18 protein-coding genes and 1 pseudogene are annotated in these 18,776 nt (G+C 71.1%); 8 read left to right on the top strand and 11 right to left on the bottom strand.

What is annotated here, in order from left to right:
* Nucleotides 1-13: 13 nt before the first annotated feature.
* The 10 genes and pseudogenes from EZH22_RS27670 to EZH22_RS27625 form a co-directional block, all read right to left on the bottom strand.
* The gene (locus EZH22_RS27670; RefSeq protein WP_203193547.1) at nt 14-1,003 is read right to left on the bottom strand and encodes a sugar ABC transporter substrate-binding protein; all 990 of its coding nucleotides are present in this window, start codon (nt 1,001-1,003) and stop codon (nt 14-16) included.
* 47 nt (nt 1,004-1,050) lie between these two features.
* The gene (locus EZH22_RS27665) at nt 1,051-2,025 is read right to left on the bottom strand and encodes an ABC transporter permease (RefSeq protein ID WP_203193546.1); all 975 of its coding nucleotides are present in this window, start codon (nt 2,023-2,025) and stop codon (nt 1,051-1,053) included.
* On the bottom strand, nt 2,022-2,981 hold the full coding sequence (locus EZH22_RS27660) for an ABC transporter permease (protein ID WP_203193545.1): 960 nt from the start codon (nt 2,979-2,981) through the stop codon (nt 2,022-2,024). Before EZH22_RS27660 ends, EZH22_RS27665 begins: the two co-directional genes overlap by 4 nt.
* On the bottom strand, nt 2,974-4,521 hold the full coding sequence (locus EZH22_RS27655; RefSeq protein ID WP_408647653.1) for a sugar ABC transporter ATP-binding protein: 1,548 nt from the start codon (nt 4,519-4,521) through the stop codon (nt 2,974-2,976). Before EZH22_RS27655 ends, EZH22_RS27660 begins: the two co-directional genes overlap by 8 nt.
* Nucleotides 4,518-5,957, bottom strand: a complete 1,440-nt coding sequence (locus EZH22_RS27650; RefSeq protein WP_203193544.1) for an FAD-linked oxidase C-terminal domain-containing protein — start codon at nt 5,955-5,957, stop codon at nt 4,518-4,520. Before EZH22_RS27650 ends, EZH22_RS27655 begins: the two co-directional genes overlap by 4 nt.
* Nucleotides 5,958-6,019: 62 nt before the next feature.
* Complete coding sequence (locus EZH22_RS27645; protein WP_203193543.1) at nt 6,020-6,907, bottom strand: intradiol ring-cleavage dioxygenase; 888 nt, start codon at nt 6,905-6,907, stop codon at nt 6,020-6,022.
* Complete coding sequence (locus EZH22_RS27640) at nt 6,904-7,821, bottom strand: NAD(P)-dependent oxidoreductase (protein WP_203193542.1); 918 nt, start codon at nt 7,819-7,821, stop codon at nt 6,904-6,906. Before EZH22_RS27640 ends, EZH22_RS27645 begins: the two co-directional genes overlap by 4 nt.
* 10 nt (nt 7,822-7,831) lie before the next feature.
* Nucleotides 7,832-9,196: an amidohydrolase family protein gene (locus EZH22_RS27635; RefSeq protein WP_203193541.1), complete on the bottom strand. Its 1,365-nt coding sequence runs from the start codon at nt 9,194-9,196 to the stop codon at nt 7,832-7,834.
* A gap of 3 nt (nt 9,197-9,199) precedes the next feature.
* Nucleotides 9,200-10,288, bottom strand: a complete 1,089-nt coding sequence (locus EZH22_RS27630; protein ID WP_203193540.1) for a maleylacetate reductase — start codon at nt 10,286-10,288, stop codon at nt 9,200-9,202.
* A 111-nt stretch (nt 10,289-10,399) separates the two neighbouring features.
* Nucleotides 10,400-10,714: pseudogene (locus EZH22_RS27625) on the bottom strand (Dabb family protein); the annotation flags it as partial.
* A gap of 108 nt (nt 10,715-10,822) precedes the next feature.
* Here EZH22_RS27625 and EZH22_RS27620 point away from each other — a divergent pair.
* A complete protein-coding gene (locus tag EZH22_RS27620; RefSeq protein ID WP_203193538.1) occupies nt 10,823-11,737 on the top strand; it encodes a LysR family transcriptional regulator in 915 nt (304 codons plus the stop codon).
* An 88-nt stretch (nt 11,738-11,825) separates the two neighbouring features.
* Here the strand turns inward: EZH22_RS27620 and EZH22_RS27615 are convergent, their stop codons facing one another.
* Nucleotides 11,826-12,809, bottom strand: a complete 984-nt coding sequence (locus EZH22_RS27615; protein ID WP_203193537.1) for a DUF3592 domain-containing protein — start codon at nt 12,807-12,809, stop codon at nt 11,826-11,828.
* Between the two features lie 288 nt (nt 12,810-13,097).
* Here EZH22_RS27615 and EZH22_RS27610 point away from each other — a divergent pair, with 288 nt between their 5' ends.
* Genes EZH22_RS27610 through EZH22_RS27580 form a run of 7 tightly spaced genes read left to right on the top strand, consistent with a single transcriptional unit; the run spans nt 13,098 to nt 18,640 of the window.
* The gene (locus tag EZH22_RS27610; protein WP_203193536.1) at nt 13,098-13,598 is read left to right on the top strand and encodes a Na+/H+ antiporter subunit E; all 501 of its coding nucleotides are present in this window, start codon (nt 13,098-13,100) and stop codon (nt 13,596-13,598) included.
* Nucleotides 13,591-13,899, top strand: coding sequence for a monovalent cation/H+ antiporter complex subunit F (locus EZH22_RS27605; protein ID WP_203193535.1), 309 nt, complete (start codon nt 13,591-13,593; stop codon nt 13,897-13,899). Before EZH22_RS27610 ends, EZH22_RS27605 begins: the two co-directional genes overlap by 8 nt.
* Nucleotides 13,896-14,237 (top strand): monovalent cation/H(+) antiporter subunit G, encoded by a 342-nt coding sequence (locus EZH22_RS27600; protein ID WP_203193534.1) that lies wholly within the window; start codon nt 13,896-13,898, stop codon nt 14,235-14,237. The genes EZH22_RS27605 and EZH22_RS27600 overlap by 4 nt, the downstream gene beginning before the upstream one ends.
* On the top strand, nt 14,234-15,151 hold the full coding sequence (locus EZH22_RS27595; RefSeq protein WP_203193533.1) for an MnhB domain-containing protein: 918 nt from the start codon (nt 14,234-14,236) through the stop codon (nt 15,149-15,151). The genes EZH22_RS27600 and EZH22_RS27595 overlap by 4 nt, the downstream gene beginning before the upstream one ends.
* Entirely contained in the window at nt 15,148-15,471 is a 324-nt protein-coding gene (locus EZH22_RS27590) for an NADH-quinone oxidoreductase subunit K (RefSeq protein ID WP_203193532.1), read from the top strand. Before EZH22_RS27595 ends, EZH22_RS27590 begins: the two co-directional genes overlap by 4 nt.
* Complete coding sequence (locus EZH22_RS27585; protein ID WP_203193531.1) at nt 15,468-16,961, top strand: complex I subunit 5 family protein; 1,494 nt, start codon at nt 15,468-15,470, stop codon at nt 16,959-16,961. Before EZH22_RS27590 ends, EZH22_RS27585 begins: the two co-directional genes overlap by 4 nt.
* A complete protein-coding gene (locus EZH22_RS27580) occupies nt 16,958-18,640 on the top strand; it encodes a complex I subunit 5 family protein (protein WP_203193530.1) in 1,683 nt (560 codons plus the stop codon). Before EZH22_RS27585 ends, EZH22_RS27580 begins: the two co-directional genes overlap by 4 nt.
* The last annotated feature ends 136 nt before the right edge of the window (nt 18,641-18,776 follow it).

Genomic DNA, 18,776 nt, shown 5'->3' with positions numbered 1-18,776 from the left:
CGGTCCCGTCCGGTCAGTTGGTCTTGGTGGGGGTCTTGGTGGCCATGGCGGCGGCCTCCTCCCAGGTGGGGCAGGTGCGGGCGTCCAGCGGCACGTCGTAGGGCTTGTAGTTGGAGGCGTTGACCACGGTGGGCTTCAGCACCACCTCGCCGACGATGGCCTCGTTGCGCAGCGCCCGGATGGCCACCATGGTGCCGATGCAGCCCTGCACGAAGCCGTTGTAGTCGCCCGAGGCGAGCAGCTTGCCGGACTTGATGGCGTCCACCGCCTCCTTGGTGCCGTTGATGCCGATGACCTGCGCCTTGCGGTTGGCGCCGTCCAGCGCCTCGATGGCGCCGATGGCCATGGCGTCGTTGGCCGCCAGCACGCCGTCGATCTGCGGGTGCGACTGCATCAGGTTCTCCATCACCTGCAGGCCCTGCAGGCGCTGGTAGTTGCCCGGCTGGCTGGCGAGCAGCTTCACGTCCTTGAATTCCTTGATGGCGTCGTTGAAGCCGCGCACCCGGTCGATGTTGGTGAGCGAGCCCTTGACGCCCTCGAGGATCACCACATTGCCCTTTCCGCCCATGGTCTTCAGCAGATAGCGGGCGGTCTCCAGGCCGAGGCTGTAGTCGTCGGCGCCGACGAAGGCGAGGAACTTGCCGCCGGCGCTGCGGTCGGTGACGTTGACGACGGGGATCTTCGCATCGTTGATCTGCTCGACGCCCGGCACCATCGCCTTGTAGTCCACCGGCACGAAGACGATGGCGCTCGGCTTCTTGACGATCACGTCCTCGATCTGGCTGAGCTGCTCGGGAATGGAGTCCGGCTTGGTGGGAATGTAGTGCACCACCTTGGCGCCGAGGGACTTGGCGGCCACGTCGGCGCCCACGCGCACGGTCTGGAAATAGGGGTTGGTCTGGTTCTTGGTGAAGACTGCGATGGTCTCGCCGTCGGCGAGGGCGGCGGTGGACAAGAGGGCGGCCGGCAGGGCCGTCGCGAGCATCTTCGTCAGCTTGAGCATGTGTTTTCTCCCGGGTTGTCGATTTTTATGCTTCAGATGCCTTTGTCTCAGCTTCGCCTGCGCCCGACCATGTCGAGCCACACGGCGAAGATGACGATCACGCCCGTCACCAGCGGTTGCCAGCTCGCATTGACCGCGAGCAGGTTCATGCCGTTCAGCACCAGAGTGAGGATCAGCGCGCCGACGAAGGTGCCGAACACGCTGCCCACCCCGCCGAACAGGGAGGCGCCGCCGATGAGCACCGCCGCGATGGCCGGCAGCGTCATGGCCTCGCCGATGTCGCCTTCCGCCGAGTTCAGCCGGGCGAGGAAGACGATGGAGGCCACCCCGGCCATGGCGCCCGAGAAGGCGTAGACGAGGATCAGGCGGCGATCGACCGGGATGCCGGTGAGCCGCGCCGCCACGGGGTTGGCGCCGATGGCGTAGATCTGCTGCCCCCACACCGTGCGCTGGGCGAAGAGGGTGCCGGCCACGAGGAAGCCGACCATCAGGTAGACCGGGATCGGGATGCCGAGGAAATAGCCCGAGCCGATCTGCCGGAAGCCGGGGGGGAAGCCGTGGATGGTCTCCCCCGCCATGTAGTAATAGGTGATGCCGTGCAGCACCCAGAGCATGCCGTAGGTGGCGATGAAGGAGGGGATCCTCAGCTTCGCCACCATGAGGCCGTTGCAGATGCCCACGGCGCAGCCCGCGGTGAGGCCGGTGAGCGTGCCGAGCACCGGCGAGCCGGTGGCCTTGATGACGGTGGCGGCGAGGCAGGCGGACAGCCCGATATTGGCGCCCACCGACAGGTCCAGCCCGCCGGTGAGGATCACCAGCGTCAGCCCCGAGGCGAGGAAGAACAGGAGGCTCGCCTGCCTGAGCACGTTGAGGATGTTGTTGGTGGTGAAGAAGGCATCGGTGGCGATGCTCAGCGCCACGCACAGAAGGCCCGCCGCCAGCAGCCGGTAGAGGAGCTGCTGCATGTCCTGCGAGAGGTGGAGGCGCGGCGCGCCCGTGGAGATGTCGCCGGCGACGCTCATGACTTGTGGCTCCTCATGCCGTCGAGGAAGAGGGCGAAGATGACGAGGGCGCCGATGCAGGCCACCTGCACCGAGGAGGGCACGGCCAAGAGGTTGAGGCCGTTGCGCAGCACGCCCACCGTCAGCACCCCCATGAGGGTGCCGAAGATCCAGCCGTTGCCCTTCTCGAAGGAGGTTCCGCCCAGCGCCACGGCGGCGATGGCGTCGAACTCCATGCCGATGGCGGCGGTGGGGTGGCCGGAATTCATGCGGGCGGTCATCAGCAGGGCAGCGACCCCGGCCATGGCCCCGCCCAGCATGTAGGCGGCGATGAGCAGGCGCTTCCACTTCACCCCGGCCAGCGTCAGCGCGTCCCGGTTGCCGCCCAGCGCGCAGATGTAGGTGCCGAAGCGGGTGTGGTAGAGCAGCACGTGGAACAGGGCATAGAAGCCGGCGCCGATGAGGATGGGGGTCGGTATGCCCGCCACCTCGCCCGAATAGACCTGCCGGATGAAGCGCGGGATACCCACCACGCTCTGCCCGTCGGAGACGATGAGCGCCAGCCCCTGCGCCGCCCCCATGGTCCCGAGCGTGGCGACGAAGGGCGGGATGGAGAGGACGGAGACCAGCCAGCCGTTCACCAGCCCGAAGGCGAGGCCGACGCCGAGCGCCCCGGCAAGGCCCAGCACCAGCGACTGGGTGGAGACCACGATCAGCGCCAGCACCAGCGAGGCCAGGGTGAGCACCGCCCCCATGGAGAGGTCGAGGCCCTCGGTCATGATGATCAGCGTCATCGGCAGGGCGAGGAGCAGCAGGATCACCGACTGCACCAGGATGTTGGAGAGGTTGCCGGCGGTGAGGAAGCCGGGGCTCAGGGCCGAGAACAGCACGGCGAGGCCGGCGAGCGCCACGGCGACGCCCGGCACCGCCGGGATGCGCAGCCGCGCCGGCGCGGAGGAAAGGGCCTGGTCACTCATCGTGCATCCCCATTCGAACGATGTTTTCCTCGGACAGGTCGGCGCGGCCGAGCTCGCCGACGATGCGCTTGGCGCGCATCACGTAGGCGCGGTCGCAGACATGGACGATCTCCGCCTGCTCGGAGGAGATCATGAGCACCGCCGCCCCATCCGCGACCAGCTGGTCGATGAGGGCGAAGATCTCGGACTTGGCGCCCACATCGATGCCGCGGGTGGGCTCGTCGAAGATGAACAGGCGGGTGCCGGCGGCGAGCCACTTGCCGATCACCACCTTCTGCTGGTTGCCGCCGGACAGGACGGCGACGCTCTGGTTCGGCGAGGGCGTGGCGATGCGCAGGCGCTTGATCAGCTCCTCCGCCGAGCGCCGTGCCTTGCCGGGCGAGAACATCATGTTGGGGAACAGCTTCGGCAGGCCGGCGACGGCGAGGTTGTCGCTCACCGTGCGGATGAGGGCGAGGCCCTCCGTCTTGCGGCTTTCCGGGATGAGGCCGACGCCGGCGAAGGCGGCCACGTCCGGGCCGCCGGTCTTCGGCTTGCCGAACAGCCGGATCTCGCCGGCGGTCACCTCGTCGGCGCCGAAGATGGCGCGGGCCACCTCGGTGCGGCCGGAGCCCACGAGGCCGCACAGCCCCACGATCTCCCCCGCGCGCAGCTTGAGGGTGATGTCGGCGATGCCGTTCTTGGCGCAAAGGCCCGTCACCTCCAGCACCACCTCGCCGGGTTCGGTGGCGAAGCGGCGCGGGTAGGTCATGTCCACGTTGCGGCCGACCATCATCCGCACCAGTTCGTCCGGCGTGGTCTCGCCGGGCAAGGCGCGGCCCACCAGCTTGCCGTCGCGCAGCACGGTGATGCGGTCGCCCAAAGCGAACACCTCGGCCATGCGGTGGGAGATGTAGACGATGGCGACGCCCTTCGCCTGAAGCTGGCGCATCACCTCGAACAGGCGCTCGGTCTCACGGTCGGACAGCGCGGCGGTGGGCTCGTCCATGACCAGGATGCGGGCGTCCTGGGACAGGGCCTTGGCGATCTCCACCATCTGCTGCTGGGCGACGCCCAGCGTGTGCACCTTGGTGCGCGGGTCCACGTCGAGGCCGATGCGATCGAGCACCGCCTTGGCCTCGCGGTAGAGGCGGCGGCGGTCCACGAGGCCGGGGATCTTCGAGGGGAATTCCCGGCCGAGGAAGATGTTCTGCGCCACGTCCAGATACGGGACGAGGGAGAATTCCTGGAAGATCACCGCGATGCCGAGGCGGCGCGCATCGGCCGGCGAGCGGATCTCCACCGGCGCGCCCGCGTGGAAGTATTCGCCGGCGTCCGCCTGGTAGGCGCCGCAAAGGACCTTCATGAGCGAGGACTTGCCGGCGCCGTTCTCGCCCAGCAGCATGTGCACCTCGCCCGGCCAGACGGCGAAGGACACGTCGTCCAGCGCCTTCACCCCGGGAAAGGTCTTCGAGATGCCCTTCAGCTCCAGCAGCGGCGTGCCCGGTATGGCCGGGGCCGCCAGTTCGAGGCGTGGCGTCTTCGCCATCACCGCCCTCATGGCTGTTCTCCGTGGTTGGGGCCGGCGGGCCGGAAGATCTTGCCGGGGTTCATGATGCCGAGCGGGTCGAGGGCGCCCTTCACGAGGCGCATGGCGTCCACCGCCTCGCCCAGCTCCAGTTCGAGGAAATCCATCTTCCCGAGGCCGATGCCGTGCTCGCCGGTGCAGGTGCCGTCGAGCGCGATGGCGCGGCGCACGAGGCGCTCGTTGAACGCCTTGGCGCGGGACAGTTCCGCCGGGCTCTCCGGATCGAGCAGCACGAGCAGGTGGAAGTTGCCGTCGCCCACATGGCCGACCACGGGCGCGATGATGCCGCTCTCCGCGATGTCCTTAGCGGTGGCGACCAGGCACTCGGCGAGGCGCGATATGGGCACGCACACGTCGGTGATCATGGCCCGGGCGCCAGGGCGCAAAGCGAGGCCGGCATAAAGCGTGTTGTCGCGGGCCTGCCAGAGGCGGCTGCGCTCCTCCGGTGTCGTCGCCCACTGGAAGCCGAGGCCGCCGAACTCGCCGGCCAGCGCCGCGGCCGTCCCGGCCTGCTCGGCCACATAGGCCTTGGAGCCGTGGAACTCGAAGAACAGGTGCGGCACCTCGGGCAGGCCGAGCTTCGCATGCAGGTTCATGCCGCGCATCATCACGTCGTCGAGCAGCTCGATGCGTGCCACCGGCACGCCGGACTGGATGACGGCGATGGCCGTGTCCACCGCCGCCTTCAGGTCGGGGAAGGCACAGACGGCGGAGGAGATGGCCTCCGGCTGGGGATGCAGCTTCAGGGTCACCTCGGTGATGACGCCGAGCGTGCCTTCCGCTCCCACGAACAGGCGGGTGAGATCGTATCCGGCGGCCGACTTGCGCGCCCTCTGCGCGGTGCGGATGAGGCGGCCGTCGGGCAGGACGACCTCCAAGGCAAGCACGTTGTCCTTCATGGTGCCGTAGCGCACCGCCATGGTGCCCGAGGCGCGGGTGGAGGCCATGCCGCCGATGGAGGCATCCGCCCCCGGATCGATGGGGAAGAACAGGCCGGAGTCGCGCAGCTGCGCGTTCAGCTGCTTGCGGGTGATGCCGGGCTGGACGCGCACGTCCATGTCCTCCGCATGCACCGCGAGCACCTGGTTCATGCGTCCCATGTCCAGGCAGACCCCGCCCTGGAGCGCGGCGGTGTTGCCCTCCAAGGAGGTGCCGGCGCCGAAGGGCACGAGAGGCACGCGCAGGTCGCGGCACGCGCCGACGATGGCCTGCACTTCCTCCCGCGTCTCGGGGAAGACCACCACGTCCGGTGGGCGCGCGGCGTGGTAGGCCTCGCTGTGGCCGTGGCCGGCGCGGATGCCGGCGGCCACGGTGGCACGCGGCCCGACGATCTCGACGAGCCGCGCCAGGATCGGCGGGACCTGTTCGCCGGCGATCGGCAGGCCGCCTGTGGGTTGGTGGGCAGACATCTGTTCCTCCCTCCGCGCCGGGCCCGTTTTTCGGGTTCTCCGTCTCGCGAAAATCTGTGTGCTCAGGCCGCCTGCGATGCTGCTTCCGACACCGGGTTGAGGCGGAAATCGTAGGTGAGCGCGCAATAGGGGCGATCCATCGCCCGCCCGTCCGGCGCCGTGCCGGCGGGATGGGCGGTGAAGTCGCGGATGAGCGAATCCTTCACGCCGAACACCGCGTCCGAGTCGAGGTAGCGGTCGCCGGCAACGAAGACGTGGGTGACGAGCTTTTCGTGTCCCGGCGCCGCGATCATGAAATGCACGTGGGCGGGCCGCCACGGATGGCGCCCCTGCGCCTCCAGCATCTTGCCCACCGGCCCGTCATGCGGGATCGGATAGGCCGCCGGCCGGATGGACCAGAAATGGAACCGGCCCTGGTCGTCGCTGCGCAGGCGGGCGCGGGCCACGAGGCCGGCCTCCTCGCCGGTGTGCTGCACGTCGTAATAGCCGTCCTCGTCGGAGTGCCACACGTCGACGATGGCATTGGCCAGCGGCGTGCCGTCGGCGGTGGCGACGGTGCCCGAGACGTACATGGGCTCGCCGGCGAGATCGCCGGAGATGTCGGTGCCGCAGGCGACTTCCGGCGGCCCTTCCACATAGAAGGGGCCGAGCACGGTGCTCTCGGTGACGGCGGTCTGGTGGTCGTGATTGATGGCGTCCACCAGCATGGACACGCCGAGCGTATCCGAGAGCAGGATGAATTCCTGCCGCGTGTCCGAGCACATGTGGCCGGTGTCGGTGAGGAAGGCGATGCCCTTTTCCCATTCGGCCTGGGTGGGGCGCACCTCGCGGATGAAGTCGTGCAGGTGGCGCACCAGCGCCTCGCTGATCTGGCGCACGCGCGGGTCGCTCGCGCCGGCGACGCGTTCCAGCACGGCCTGCGTGATGGAGTTCTGGTCGAAATTCCTCATGCGAGCCTCCCGTCGTTGGTGTCGAGGTCCGGCTCGCCGAGGCCGGCGAGCCATTCGGCGAGGCGGACCGTGGCGATGAAGTCCGTCTCGCCTTCGCCGCGCCCGATGAGCGCGCCGTAGATCTCCCGCGTGAGCGTGGCGAGGGGCAGGGCCATTTCGGCGGCGTGGCCGGCCCCGACGATGAGGTCGAGGTCCTTGGCCATCTGCCGGCAGGAGAAAGTGGAGTTGAAGTCGCGCGTCTCCAGGCTCTTGGCCTTGTAGTGGACCATGGGCGAGCCCACCGCGCTGTTGGTCAGGACGTCGAGGATGTCCTGCCAGCCCAGGTTGCCCTTGCGGGCCAGCACGATGCTCTCGCCCATCATGGCGGCGCTGACCGCGATCATCAGGTTGACCGAAAGCTTGGCGTAGCGGGCTTCCTCGGCCTCGCCGAGATACTTCTGGGCGCGGGTGAAATCCTGCGCCACCGGCAGCAGCGTCTCGAAGGCGGCGCGCGGGCCGGAGACGAAGCAGGTGAGGTTGCCGGTGTGGGCGATGGCCGCGTTGCCGGAGACCGGGGCCCGCAGGTAGGCGACTCCGTGGCCGTCCGCCGCCCGGGCCACCTCGGCGGAGATGCCGGGGCTCACGGTGGAGGTCTCCACCAGGATCGCGCCCTTGCGCATGGCGGCGAACAGGTCGCCATCGAGGGCGACGGCCTTGAGCGCCCTGTCGTCCGGCAGGGAGGTGAAGACCATGTCGCGCCCGGCGGCTTCCGCCAGGGTCGCCGCCGGCTTCACGCCGCCGCTCGCGGCTTGCGCGATGCGCTCCTGGTCGCGGTCGTAACCGGCGATGTCGCGGCCGACGGCGGCGATGCGGCTGGAGATGGGGAGCCCCATCTTGCCGAGCCCGATCCAGCCGATGGTGGGTGTTTCAGCCATCCGTCTCTCCCTAGGCCGCCGACCGGTTGAGGCCGAGCTCGTCCACGATGCGCGCCCCGGAGGCCGCGAGCCGCGCCAGCTTCGTCTCGATCCCCGGCGCGTCGAGCGTCTTGTTCTGCTTGCGGAACCGACCGGCGATCATCACCGCCTCCACGTCGCCGCGGCCGGCCTGCATGACCACGGTGGCCACCGGATCATGCACCGGCTGGAGGTGGAGCGCGCGGGCGTCGATGAGGGTGAGGTCGGCCTGCTTGCCGGGGGCGAGCGAGCCGATGCGGTGGTCGAGCCCCAGCATCCGCGCCCCCTCGATGGTGATCCACGCCAGCGCCTGCCGCACCCGCACGGTGGAGGTGGCCGGAATCGCGCCGCTCTCCCGCCGGCTCTCGGCATTGTCGAGGGCGCGCTGCATGCCGAGGGCGATGCGGGCGACGCCCATCATGTCGCCGGCCAGCACGGATTCGAGGTCCACGCCCACGCAGGGGGCCGCGCCGCGCTTCAGCAGCCGGCCGGTGACCGGGAAGCCGTGGCCCTGCGTCATCTCGTTCTCCGGCGTCACGCAGAAGGAGGCGCCGAGGTCCACGAGGCGGGAGAACAGCTCGTCGGAAAGATCATTGCCGTGCACCACGTTGATGCCGGGGCCGACGAGGCCGTCCTCGATCAGCCGTTCCCAGCCACCCGGCGTCTTCGGCGCGCCGCCGCCCTGGTGCATGGAGGCGACGAGGCCGAACTCGCGGGCGAGCCGGAAGTCGGCGCGTGCCACCTCCAGGGTGGAATAATGCGGGCCGAGGATGGCGAGGCCCAGGGTCATCAGCCCGTCAGTGCTGGAAAAACGGCCGCGCCGCAGCCGATCCACCTCGGCGCGCGGGTGCGGCACCTCGGAGAAGTGCGGCTGGCCCGGCTGGGGATCGGGCTTGGGCGAGCCATGGAAGAAGGCGGCGCGGATGCCGCTCTCGGCGAGCGCCTCCACCGCCGCGTCGGTGTGGGCGGGGGTGGGATTGTTGTGGCACCAGTCCACCAGGGTGGTGGTGCCCGCATCGATCTGGCCGAGGGCGCCCACCAGGGTGGCGATGGCGATGTCGTCGGGGGTGAAGCGGGTGGCGAGGCCCGCATGCACCCAGCGGAAATATTCCAGCAGCGTCCAGTCGGCGGCGAGGCTGCGCAGCCCGGTCTGCCAGGTGTGCATGTGGGCGTTGACGAAGCCGGGCACGCAGATGCGCCCCGTGGCGTCCACCACCTCCGCATCGTCCGCCGCGAGGGCAGGGGCGATGGCGGCGATGCGATCGCCCTCCACCAGGATGTCGCCGGTGGGAAGGTCGCCCACCGCCTCGTCCATGGAGAGGAGGGTCGCGCCACGAATGAGGATGCGCCGGGCCATGGCTCAGGCCGCCTCTTCGGCGCGGCTGGCCGCGCTCGGCCGCTCGCCGGCATAGGCGCGGGCGATGAGGTCGCGGATGCCGTCGCGGGTCACCGGGCGGGGGTTCCAGTAGGGGTTCTCCACCGCGATGTCCGCCGCCGCCTCGATGCCGGAGGCCGGCATGCCGATCTCCGACAGGGCGCGCGGCACCCGCAGCGCCCGCACCAGGTCGAACAGGCCCTGCGCCGCGTCCGGCGCGCCCAGGGCGCGGGTGATCGCCGCCATGGCCTCCGGTGCCGCCGGCGCGTTGTAGGCCACCGCGTGCGGCAGCACGATGGTGTGGGTCTCGGCGTGGGGCAGGTTGAAGGTGCCGCCGAGGGTGTGGCAGAGCTTGTGGTGCAGCGCCATGCCCACCGCCCCGAGGCAGCAGCCGCAGAGCCATGCGCCGTAGAGCGCCTTGGTGCGGGCCTCCATGTTGGCCGGCTCGTGGATGAGGATGGGCAGGGCCGAGGACAGGGTGCGGATGCCGTCCTCCGCCATCAGCGAGATCACCGGGTTGCGGTCCCGCGCATAGAGCGCCTCCACCGCGTGGGCGATGGCGTTGACCCCCGATGTGGCGGAAAGGGCCGGGGGCAGGCCCACCGTGAGGTCCACGTCGTAGATCACCGCCTCGGGCAGCACGTCGAGGGAGCGGATGGTGGTCTTGCGCCCCTCCCGCGTCTCGCCGAGGATCGGCGTCATCTCCGAGCCGGCATAGGTGGTGGGGATGACGAGCTGCGGCAGTCCGGTGCGCAGGGCCAGCGCCTTGCCGAGGCCGGTGGTGGAGCCGCCGCCGAGGGCGACGATGCAGTCGGCGCCGGCGTCCTTCAGGGCCGAAAGAGCCGCTTCCGTCACCTCCACCGGCGTGTGCATGGTGGCGCCGGGGAACAGCCCGGAGAAGGCCGGGCCGAGAAGGGCGCGCAGGCGCTCGCCCTCGGCCGCCTGCTGCGGCGTGGTGAGGACGAGGGCACGCCCGGCGCCGAGCCGCGCCACCTCGGCGCCGGCCTCGGCGATGGTGCCGCGGCCGAAGCGGACGCGGATGGGCAGGGCCTCGTAGGTGAAGGTCTCGATCATGGCGCGGTGTCCCTTGAGGGGGCCGAATAGGGCGGTCGCGGGCTATTCGCCGGCGAGGGCGTCGCTGTGCAGGCGCGGCGCGGCGATCTCGGCGGTTGCGGTTTCGCCCGCGCTCTCGTCGGGCGCGTAGTCCACCTGGAACCGGGCGATGCGCAGGTCTGCGAGCTCGCGCCGCACCCGCAGGTGCTCGGGGTGGCTCGCATAGGCCTCGAGGTCGGCGGGGGTGGCGAATTCGGTGACGAGGACCACGTCGCAGGCATAGTCCACGGCGCTGACGTCGAGGCCGATCTCGATGTGGGTCATGCCCTCGATGCGGCCGCGCAGGCCCTCGAACGCCGCTTTCACCTTCAGCCGGGCCGCGGTGCGTTCCTGCGGCGTGTCCCCGCTCACGCGCCACATCACGATGTGTCGGATCGGACCGATCATTTGGCGTTTCCTCGACCGTATTGGTCTTTCGTTGGATATGAGTTTTGACTTGCGCAGCGCGGAAATAAACCCGAATTTTCGGAACGGTCTTTTGCGGAGAGCGGAAATATGGATCGCCTCACCCAGATCGAGGTGTTCGTGAAGACGGCGGAGCTGCACAGCCTGTCGCGGGCGGCGGAAGTGCTCGGCATGTCCAATGCGGCGGCGAGCCGCCACCTGAGCGCGCTGGAGGAGCGCCTCTCGGCCCGGCTGATCGAGCGCAACACCCGCCGGCTGTGGCTGACCGAGGCGGGGCAGGAGTTCTTCCAGCGCAGCGGCATCCTGCTCAGCGAGCTGGCCGAGGCCGAGGAGGCGGTCAACGAGCACACGCTCTCGCCCCAGGGCCTGCTGCGGGTGACCAGCTCCCTGTCGTTCGCGACGATCTATCTGGCGCCCATGCTGCCGGAGTTCCGCCGGCTCTACCCCAAGCTCAACGTCCATATCGCCGTGGCGAACCGCTACCTGGACTTCATCGAGGCCGGCATCGACGTCGCCGTCCGCACCCGCCTGCACGAGCCCGACACCAACATCATCGTGCGTCGGCTCGGGCGCATGCGGCGGGTGCTGGCGGCCGCGCCCGGCTATCTGGAGGGGCGCGGCCGGCCCAAGGAGCCCGCCGACCTCACCCACCACGACATGCTGGTCTACAATCTCGCCGCCGATCCCTTCTCCCTGCGCCTGACGAAGGGCGACGTGGAGCGGACCGTGCGCATCACCGGCGCGCTCGATTGCAATGACGGGCAGGTGATCCGCCAGGCGGCGCTGGCGGGCCTCGGCATCCTCATCCAGCCGCTCTACATCGTCCAGGACGACATCAAGGCCGGGCGCCTCGTGCCCGTGCTGCTCGACTGGCAACTGCCGACCCTCACCATGAACATCGCCTACCAAAACCGCGAGCGCCTGCCGGCCAAGATCCGGGTCTTCGCCGATTTCCTGGTGAATTACGTGCGCAAGGCCTCCAACAGCGAGATCTGGTCCGTCTGATCCCCACCCCTCCGGGGCGGCGGCCTCGCCGCAAATCGGCGCCGCCACCGATCGCGGAGCGCCGCATGAAAAGGATCGCGGCCCGGGTTCAGACCAGGCCGGCCAGCCCCGCCGCGATGGCGAACAGCCCGGCCGCGGCCAGCCAGACCACGAACAGTCCCGGCGCGCCGCGGATCAGCACCGCCTGCTCCGGCCTGGCGGGATCATAGAACACCGCGACCGGCTGGCCCGGCTCGAAGCGGGCGGCGCCGCGATCGGCGAGCAGGCGGAAACTGGCATAGCTCTGCGCGCCGAAGCTGGTCCGGTCGCTTTCATACGCCACCCCGGCCACGCGGTAGGTGTAGATGGTGCGCGGCCGGAACACCCGTCCCGCGCCGAAATATCGGAACGGGTTGAAGGTGAAGCGGATCCTGACGCCCTCGACGGCGGAGGACATGATTTCGCCGGTTGTTGCCGGCCATGCGCGGGTCGCCGCGCCGCGGCGATGGAGAGCGAAGCCGATCCAGGCGGCGCACAGGCCGAGCGCGGCGGCGAAGAGGGCTGCGGGGGCGTGGTCCCTCTTCGGCGCAAGCCGGCCCGGGCCCGAGACCACACCGCCGCTGACGAGGGCGAACAGCACGCCGCAAATGCCGACGAGGACGCCGGCGAGGATGGCGACCTCGAACGCGCGCCCCGGCATGTCGCGTTCGAGCACGCAGGCATCCGGCCGGTCGCGGTCATGGAACACGGTGACGCTGGCCCCGACCGGATAGCGGCGCAGCTTCTCGGCGACCTGATGGTTCCCGAGGTCGTCGGCGAGACTGATCCGGCTGCCGCTGAACGTGCGGCCGTTGGCGCGGAATTCGTAGCGCACGGCGGCAAAGTTCCGGATCTCGCTGTCCTCGATGACCGGCCGGCCGCTTCCCGATGCGCGCTTGACCCGCCGTGCCTGCGACGCCGACGCCTTTATGGTGCCGGGGGTCGCGATCCAAAGGCGTGCGCGCCGGGTTTCGCGATATTTGGCGATGACCGCCGCGAGGAACAGTCCGTCGAAGGCCAACAGGATGGCGAGCAGAAACCACTTCAACGGCATGATCTTTGGTCCCCGTGCCGGCGCCGCGGGCGATCACGGACGGTTCCGGACCAGGGACGGGCATGGCGCACCGGCGCCGCCAGATCTACGCCCATTCCCGTGGGCTGTGCAGGCGCGCCCGAAGGGAATCGACCGGGCCGCCATCTGCCGTCCGCAGGCCCGGTCACCAGCTCGGGCGGCGCCTTGCCGCGATGGCCGTCCCTTTCGTGCGCTCCGCCCGCGGGCTATCATTCCGTCCATTGTTCGAAGCAGCATCCACGGCGGGTGTCGCGGGCGGGGAAGGCGGGGATGGGGGAAGTCTTCAGCGGGCGCGGCCTGGCACGATGGCTGGCGTTTTTCGCCGGCTGGGTCGTGCTCGGCCCGGTTCATGCGGCGGACCTCGCGGCCGGCGTGATCGTGTCCGGGCTTGCGGCGGCGGCGAGCCTGCGCCTCCTGCCGCAGGGACCGGGGCGCCTGCGCCTGTCGAACCTTCTCTCCTTTGCCGCCGGTTTCATGACGGGGTCGTTCCGCGCGGGCTGGGACGTGGCGCGGCGCGTCGCGGTGGTTCCGCCGCGGGTCCGCCCCGGGATCGTGACCGTGCCATGCGCCGTGCCCGAGGGCCTGGCGCGGGACACCTTCCGGGCCATCACGAGCCTCCAGCCGGGCATGCTCCCCTTGTCCGGCCATGGCCCGGAGCTGAGGGTCCACTGCCTTGACCTCACCTCCCCGGTCGCCGCCTCGCTCTCGGCGGATGCGGCGGCGTTTCTCGCGCTCGCCGATGCGCCGGGCCATGGCACGCCGCATGGCTGATCTTCTCTTCGCGGCGGGAACGGTGCTGCTGCTCGTGACCGCCGCCGGTCTCGCGGCGCTGTGGCGGGCCGGGGGCCGGGACGCGGATCGCATGCTCGCCATCCAGCTGCTGGGTTCCGCCGGCATCGCGGTGCTGCTGCTGCTTGCCCCGGCCATGGGGGACGCGGCGATCCTCGATGCCGCGCTGCTGCTCGCGCTGCTCGCGGCGCTCGCCGCCTGCGCCTATCGCGCATCCCTCGGCGCATCCGCCGGGGCGGCGCGCCCGGCCCGCGGCGCGCCGCCGGAGCTGCGGCGGCCATGAGCGCTCTCGTCAACGCCTTCACCCTGCTCTGCGTCGCCGCCGGCATCGCCTTCTACGCCGCCGGAACGCTCGGCCTGGTGCGGCTGTCCGATACGTTGTCGCGCATCCACGCGCTCACCAAGGCGGACAATCTCGGCCTCGCCCTCATCGTGCTCGGCCTGCTGCCGCAGGCGGCCAGCCTGCTCGACGGCGCGAAGATGGTGGCGGTCTGGCTGCTGGCCCAGCTCGCGTCCGGCGCGGTGGCGCAAGTGATGGCTGAGGCTGTGATGGCTGAGGCTGTGATGGCCGAGGCGGTGGAGGTGGGGGAGGCGTCCGCGCCCGGGGACGGACCGACGTGAGCCTGCTGTTCGACGCCGCCCTCTGCCTGCTCCTCGTCGCCGGCGCGCTCGGCGTGGTCACCGCCCGCGGGGCGCGGCGGGCGGTGCTCGCCTTCATCGGCTACGGCCTGCTGCTGGGCCTCGCCTGGGTGCGCCTCGACGGGCTGGACGTGGCCCTGACCGAGATCGCCATCGGCAGCGGGATTTCGGGCGTGGTGCTCCTGCGCGCCGTCCGCGCCGTGCCCGAGGCGCCCCGCCCGGGCGCCAGGCCGCTCACCGCACTCCTCTCGGTCGGGGTGGCGGCGGCCCTCTCGGTCATGGTGCTGGCCCTGCCGGAGCCGGCGCCGACGCGCGCCCACGATGTGGCGGCGGCGCTGCCCGCCACCGATCTCGGCAATCCGGTCACCGGAGTGCTCCTGGTGTTTCGCGCCCTCGATACCCTGCTGGAGAAGGTGGTGCTGCTGCTGGCGCTGGTCGGCGTCTGGGCCCTGTCGCGCGATCCCTCCTGGAGCGGACGCCCGGCGCCCCTGTCGTCCGAACCCGCCTCCGCGCCCTCCGCCTTCCTCGCCCGCGTGCTGGCACCCATCGGGCTGCTCGTGGGCCTCTATCTGCTGTGGGTGGGGGCCGACGCGCCCGGCGGCGCCTTCCAGAGCGGCGCGGTGCTCGCGGCCATGGGGCTTCTGCTGCTCATGGGCGGCCAGATCCGGCCACCGCGGACCTCCAGCCCGCGCCTGCGCCTGCTGCTGCTCGCCGGGCCGTTGGGCTTCCTCGCGGTGGGCTTTTCCGGCTGGGCGACGGCGGGCGTCTTCCTGGGCTATCCGCCGGGCTGGGAGAAGCCGGTGATCATCGCCGTCGAGGTGGCGATCACCATCTCCATCGCCGTCACGCTCTGCCTCATCGTGCTCGGGCCGCCCTCGGCGGAGGAGGGGACATGACCGGGGCCACCCTCTTTGGTCTCGCCGGGGCGATCCTTGCCGGGTGCGGCGTCTACGGGCTGCTCACGGCGGGCGGCGGGCTCGGCCGCATTCTCGGCTTCAACGTGCTGGGCGGCGGGGTCTTCCTGATCTTCGGCGCCGTGGCGCGGCGCGGCGCGGCGGCGGGGTTTCACGCCGATCCGGTGCCGCAGGCCCTGGTGATCACCGGCATCGTCGTCGCCTTCTGCGCCACGGCCCTCGCCCTGGCCCTGCTGGTGCGGCTGCGCGAGGTCGAGGCGGGCCCGGCGCCCGACGACGGCAAGCGGGAAACCGAAAGGTGAGCGCGCTACTGGTCCTTGCGGTGACCGTGCCCCTGCTCGGGCTCGCTCCCCTTTTCCTCCTCCGCCCCGGCGCCGGCGCGCGCATCGCCGTCGCGGTTCTCGGCCTCGGCTGCGCCATCACCGGCGCCATCGCCGTCCAGGTGGTGCGGACCGGGCAGGCGCTGCACTATTTCGTCGGCGGCTTTCCCCCGCCTCTGGGGGTGGCGCTGCGGGCCGACGGGTTCTCGGCCGCCATGCTGTGCATGTCCGCCATGGTCCTCCTGCTCACCGGCCTGTTCGCCATCGCGGGAGGAGGAGGGAAGGCGCCGCGCATGCCGGCCGCCTTCTTCACGCTGCTCCTGGCGCTTTCGAGCGCGCTCAACCTCGCTTTCCTGGCGCAGGACCTGTTCACCCTCTACGTGGCGCTGGAGCTCCTCACCTTCGCCGCGGTGCCCCTCGTCTGCCTGGAGGGCAAGGCGGGGCAACTCTCCGCGGCGCTCACCTACCTGCTCTTCGCCCTGTTCGGCTCGGTGCTCTATCTGCTCGGCGTCGTGCTGGTGTACGGCCTGTTCGGTACCCTCGACCTCGCGCTGCTGGCGCGACGGCTCGCCCAGGCGCCGCCGTCGGGAACCTTCATCGCGGCGCTGGCGCTGATGAGCGCGGGCCTGATGGCCAAGGCGGCCCTGTTTCCCCTGCACCTGTGGCTGCCGCCGGCGCACTCGGGGGCGCCCCCGGCCGCCAGCGCGGTGCTCTCGGCGGTGGTCATCAAGGCGCCGCTCTTCCTCCTGGTGCGCCTGTGGTCGGACCTCGCGCCCCTGCCGCTGGCCCAGGCGGGCGCGCCGGTGCTCGCCGCCTTCGGCGCGCTGGCCATCCTGTTCTGCGGGGTGGTGGCGCTGGCGCAGGACCGGCTGAAGCTCCTCATCGCCTATTCCACGGCGGCGCAGATCGGCTACCTCTGCCTCATGTTCCCCCTCGCCGCCGCGGCCGACGGGCAATGGAGCGCGCTGGCCTGGACCGGCGGCACGCTGCACCTCGTCTCGCACGCCTTCTCCAAGGCCGCCATGTTCCTGGCCGCGGGCCTCATCGCCGAGGCCATGGGCCATGACCGCCTGTCCGGCCTCGCCGGCGCCGGGCGGGTGGCGCCAGTGAGCGTCGCGGCGTTCGGCATCGGCGGCCTCTCGCTGATGGGGCTGCCGCCGTCCGGCGGCTTCATCGCCAAGGTGATGCTGCTCACGTCCGCCATCCACCAGGACGCGTGGTGGATCGCCCTGGTGATTCTGGCCGGCGGCCTGCTGGCCGGCGCCTACGTGCTGCGGGTGGTGGTGATCGCCCTCCAGCGGCCGGAGCCGGCGGGGGCCGGACGCGTGCCGCCGGCGCGGGAATGCGGCGCGCGGGCCGGCATCGCCCTGGCGCTGGCGTTCGCGGCGGTGCTGCTGGGCTTCCTCCCGCTCGCGCCGTTCGCGTTCCTGTCCATCGGCCGTCCCCTGTCCTGGACGGGGCTGCTGCCATGACCGGCGCGCCGCTTCTGCTTCCCCTCCGGCTCGTGTCCGATGTGGCGGGCTTTCCTGAGGCGCTGCTGGTGACGGCCATCGCCCTGCCGGTCGTCCTCGCGCTGGCGCTGCTGGTGCCGGCCTTGCGCCGGGCGGCACCCCGCCTCCTGTTCCTGGCGCCGCTGCCGGCGCTGGTCGCCGCCCTCGTGGTCCCGCGCGGCGTGACGCTCCTCGTCGCGCCCTATCCCTTCCGTTTCACCCTCGCGCTCGACGCGCCGGGGGCGCTGCTGCTCGGCGGGGCGGCCCTCCTGTGGATGACGGCGGGCGCCTTCGCCACCGCCTACCTGCGGAAGGACCCGGCGCGCCTCGCCTTCGCTGTCTGGTGGCTGTGCACCATGGCGGGCTCGTTCGCGGTGTTCCTGGTGGCGGACGTGGCGAGCTTCTATCTGGCTTATGCCCTCGTCAGCTTTTCCGCCTTCGGCCTCGCCGTGCACGACGACACGCCGCAGGCACGGCGGGCGGGCACGCTTTACCTCGCCTTGACCGTGGTCGGCGAGGGCTGCCTGATCGCCGCCTTCGTGATGCTGGCCTCCGGCGCGCCTGAGGCCAACCCGCTGATCCGCGATGCGGTGGCGGCGCTGCCTTCCTCGCCATGGAAGACACCGATCATCGCTTTGCTGCTCCTGGGCTTCACCATGAAGATGGGCGTGTTCCCGCTCCATGTGTGGATGCCGCTCGCCCATTCGGTGGCGCCGGTGCCGGGGTCGGCGGCGCTCTCGGGGGTGGTGGTGAAGGCGGGCGTCATCGGCCTGCTGCGCTTCCTGCCGGAAGGCGTGCCGCTGCCCGGCTGGGGCATGGCGCTGTGCGGCGCGGGTCTGTTCACCGCCTATTACGGTGTCGCCGTGGGCGTCACCCAGCGCCATCCCAAGCGTGCGCTCGCCTATTCCACGGTGAGCCAGATGGGGGTGGTCGCCGCCGTGCTCGGGGCGGGGATCGCCTCGGGGACGGCCGGCGCCTTCACCCTCGCCGCCTTCTATGCGGTGAACCACATGCTGCTGAAGGGCGCCATGTTCCTCGCCGTCGGCGTCGCCATGGCCTCGACACCGGGACGGGCGCGGAGCGTGGCGGTGGTGGCCGGGCTCCTCGGCCTCAGCCTCGCCGGGCTGCCGCTGACCGGCGGCGCGCTGGCGAAATACGCCATCAAGATCGTGGTGCCCGACGGCATCACGGGGGGGCTGCTCACCCTCTCGGCGGCGGGCAGCACGCTGCTCATGGCGCGCTACGCCCTGCTCGTGGCCCGCTGCGGCACGCCGGGAGCGCGGCCGCGCGGCCTCCTGTTCCCCGCCATCGCGCTTGCCGTGCTGGCGCTCGCGGCGCCATTCGTCCTGTTCACGCCGGTCACCGGCCTGCCGGTCTCGGTGGCCTTCGCGCCCGCCGCCGTGGCGCAGGGGCTTTGGCCGGTGGCGCTCGGCCTGGGAGCGGCGGCGCTCCTGGCCCGGCTGGCCCCGTCCCTTCCGGAGGTGCCGGCCGGCGATATCCTGTTCGCCTTCGCGCGGCTGGGAGGAGCGGGCAGGGCGGTCCTGGCGCGGGCGGTCACGGCCGATGAGTGGCTGCGCCGCTGGCCGGTCGCCACGGTCGCCCTGCTTGGGGTTGCCCTGGTGCTCGCGGCTGCGTTGCAGTCCTCCGCCGCCTTCAGGTGACGCCTCCCCGCCGCGCGCGGCCATGAGCCGGTGCCGGGGGGCAAGCCGATGCGCGAAGCCATGCGCGTCCGATCCATGCTATCCAGCGCGAGGTGCCGGACCCGACACGTCCGGACCAGGGCGCAGGGGTGATCGC

It is taken from the genome of Xanthobacter dioxanivorans (genome assembly GCF_016807805.1).
Lineage (GTDB): Bacteria > Pseudomonadota > Alphaproteobacteria > Rhizobiales > Xanthobacteraceae > Xanthobacter > Xanthobacter dioxanivorans.
Note: the sequence above shows the minus strand (reverse complement) of the source record. Positions and strands in the feature narration are given on the sequence as shown.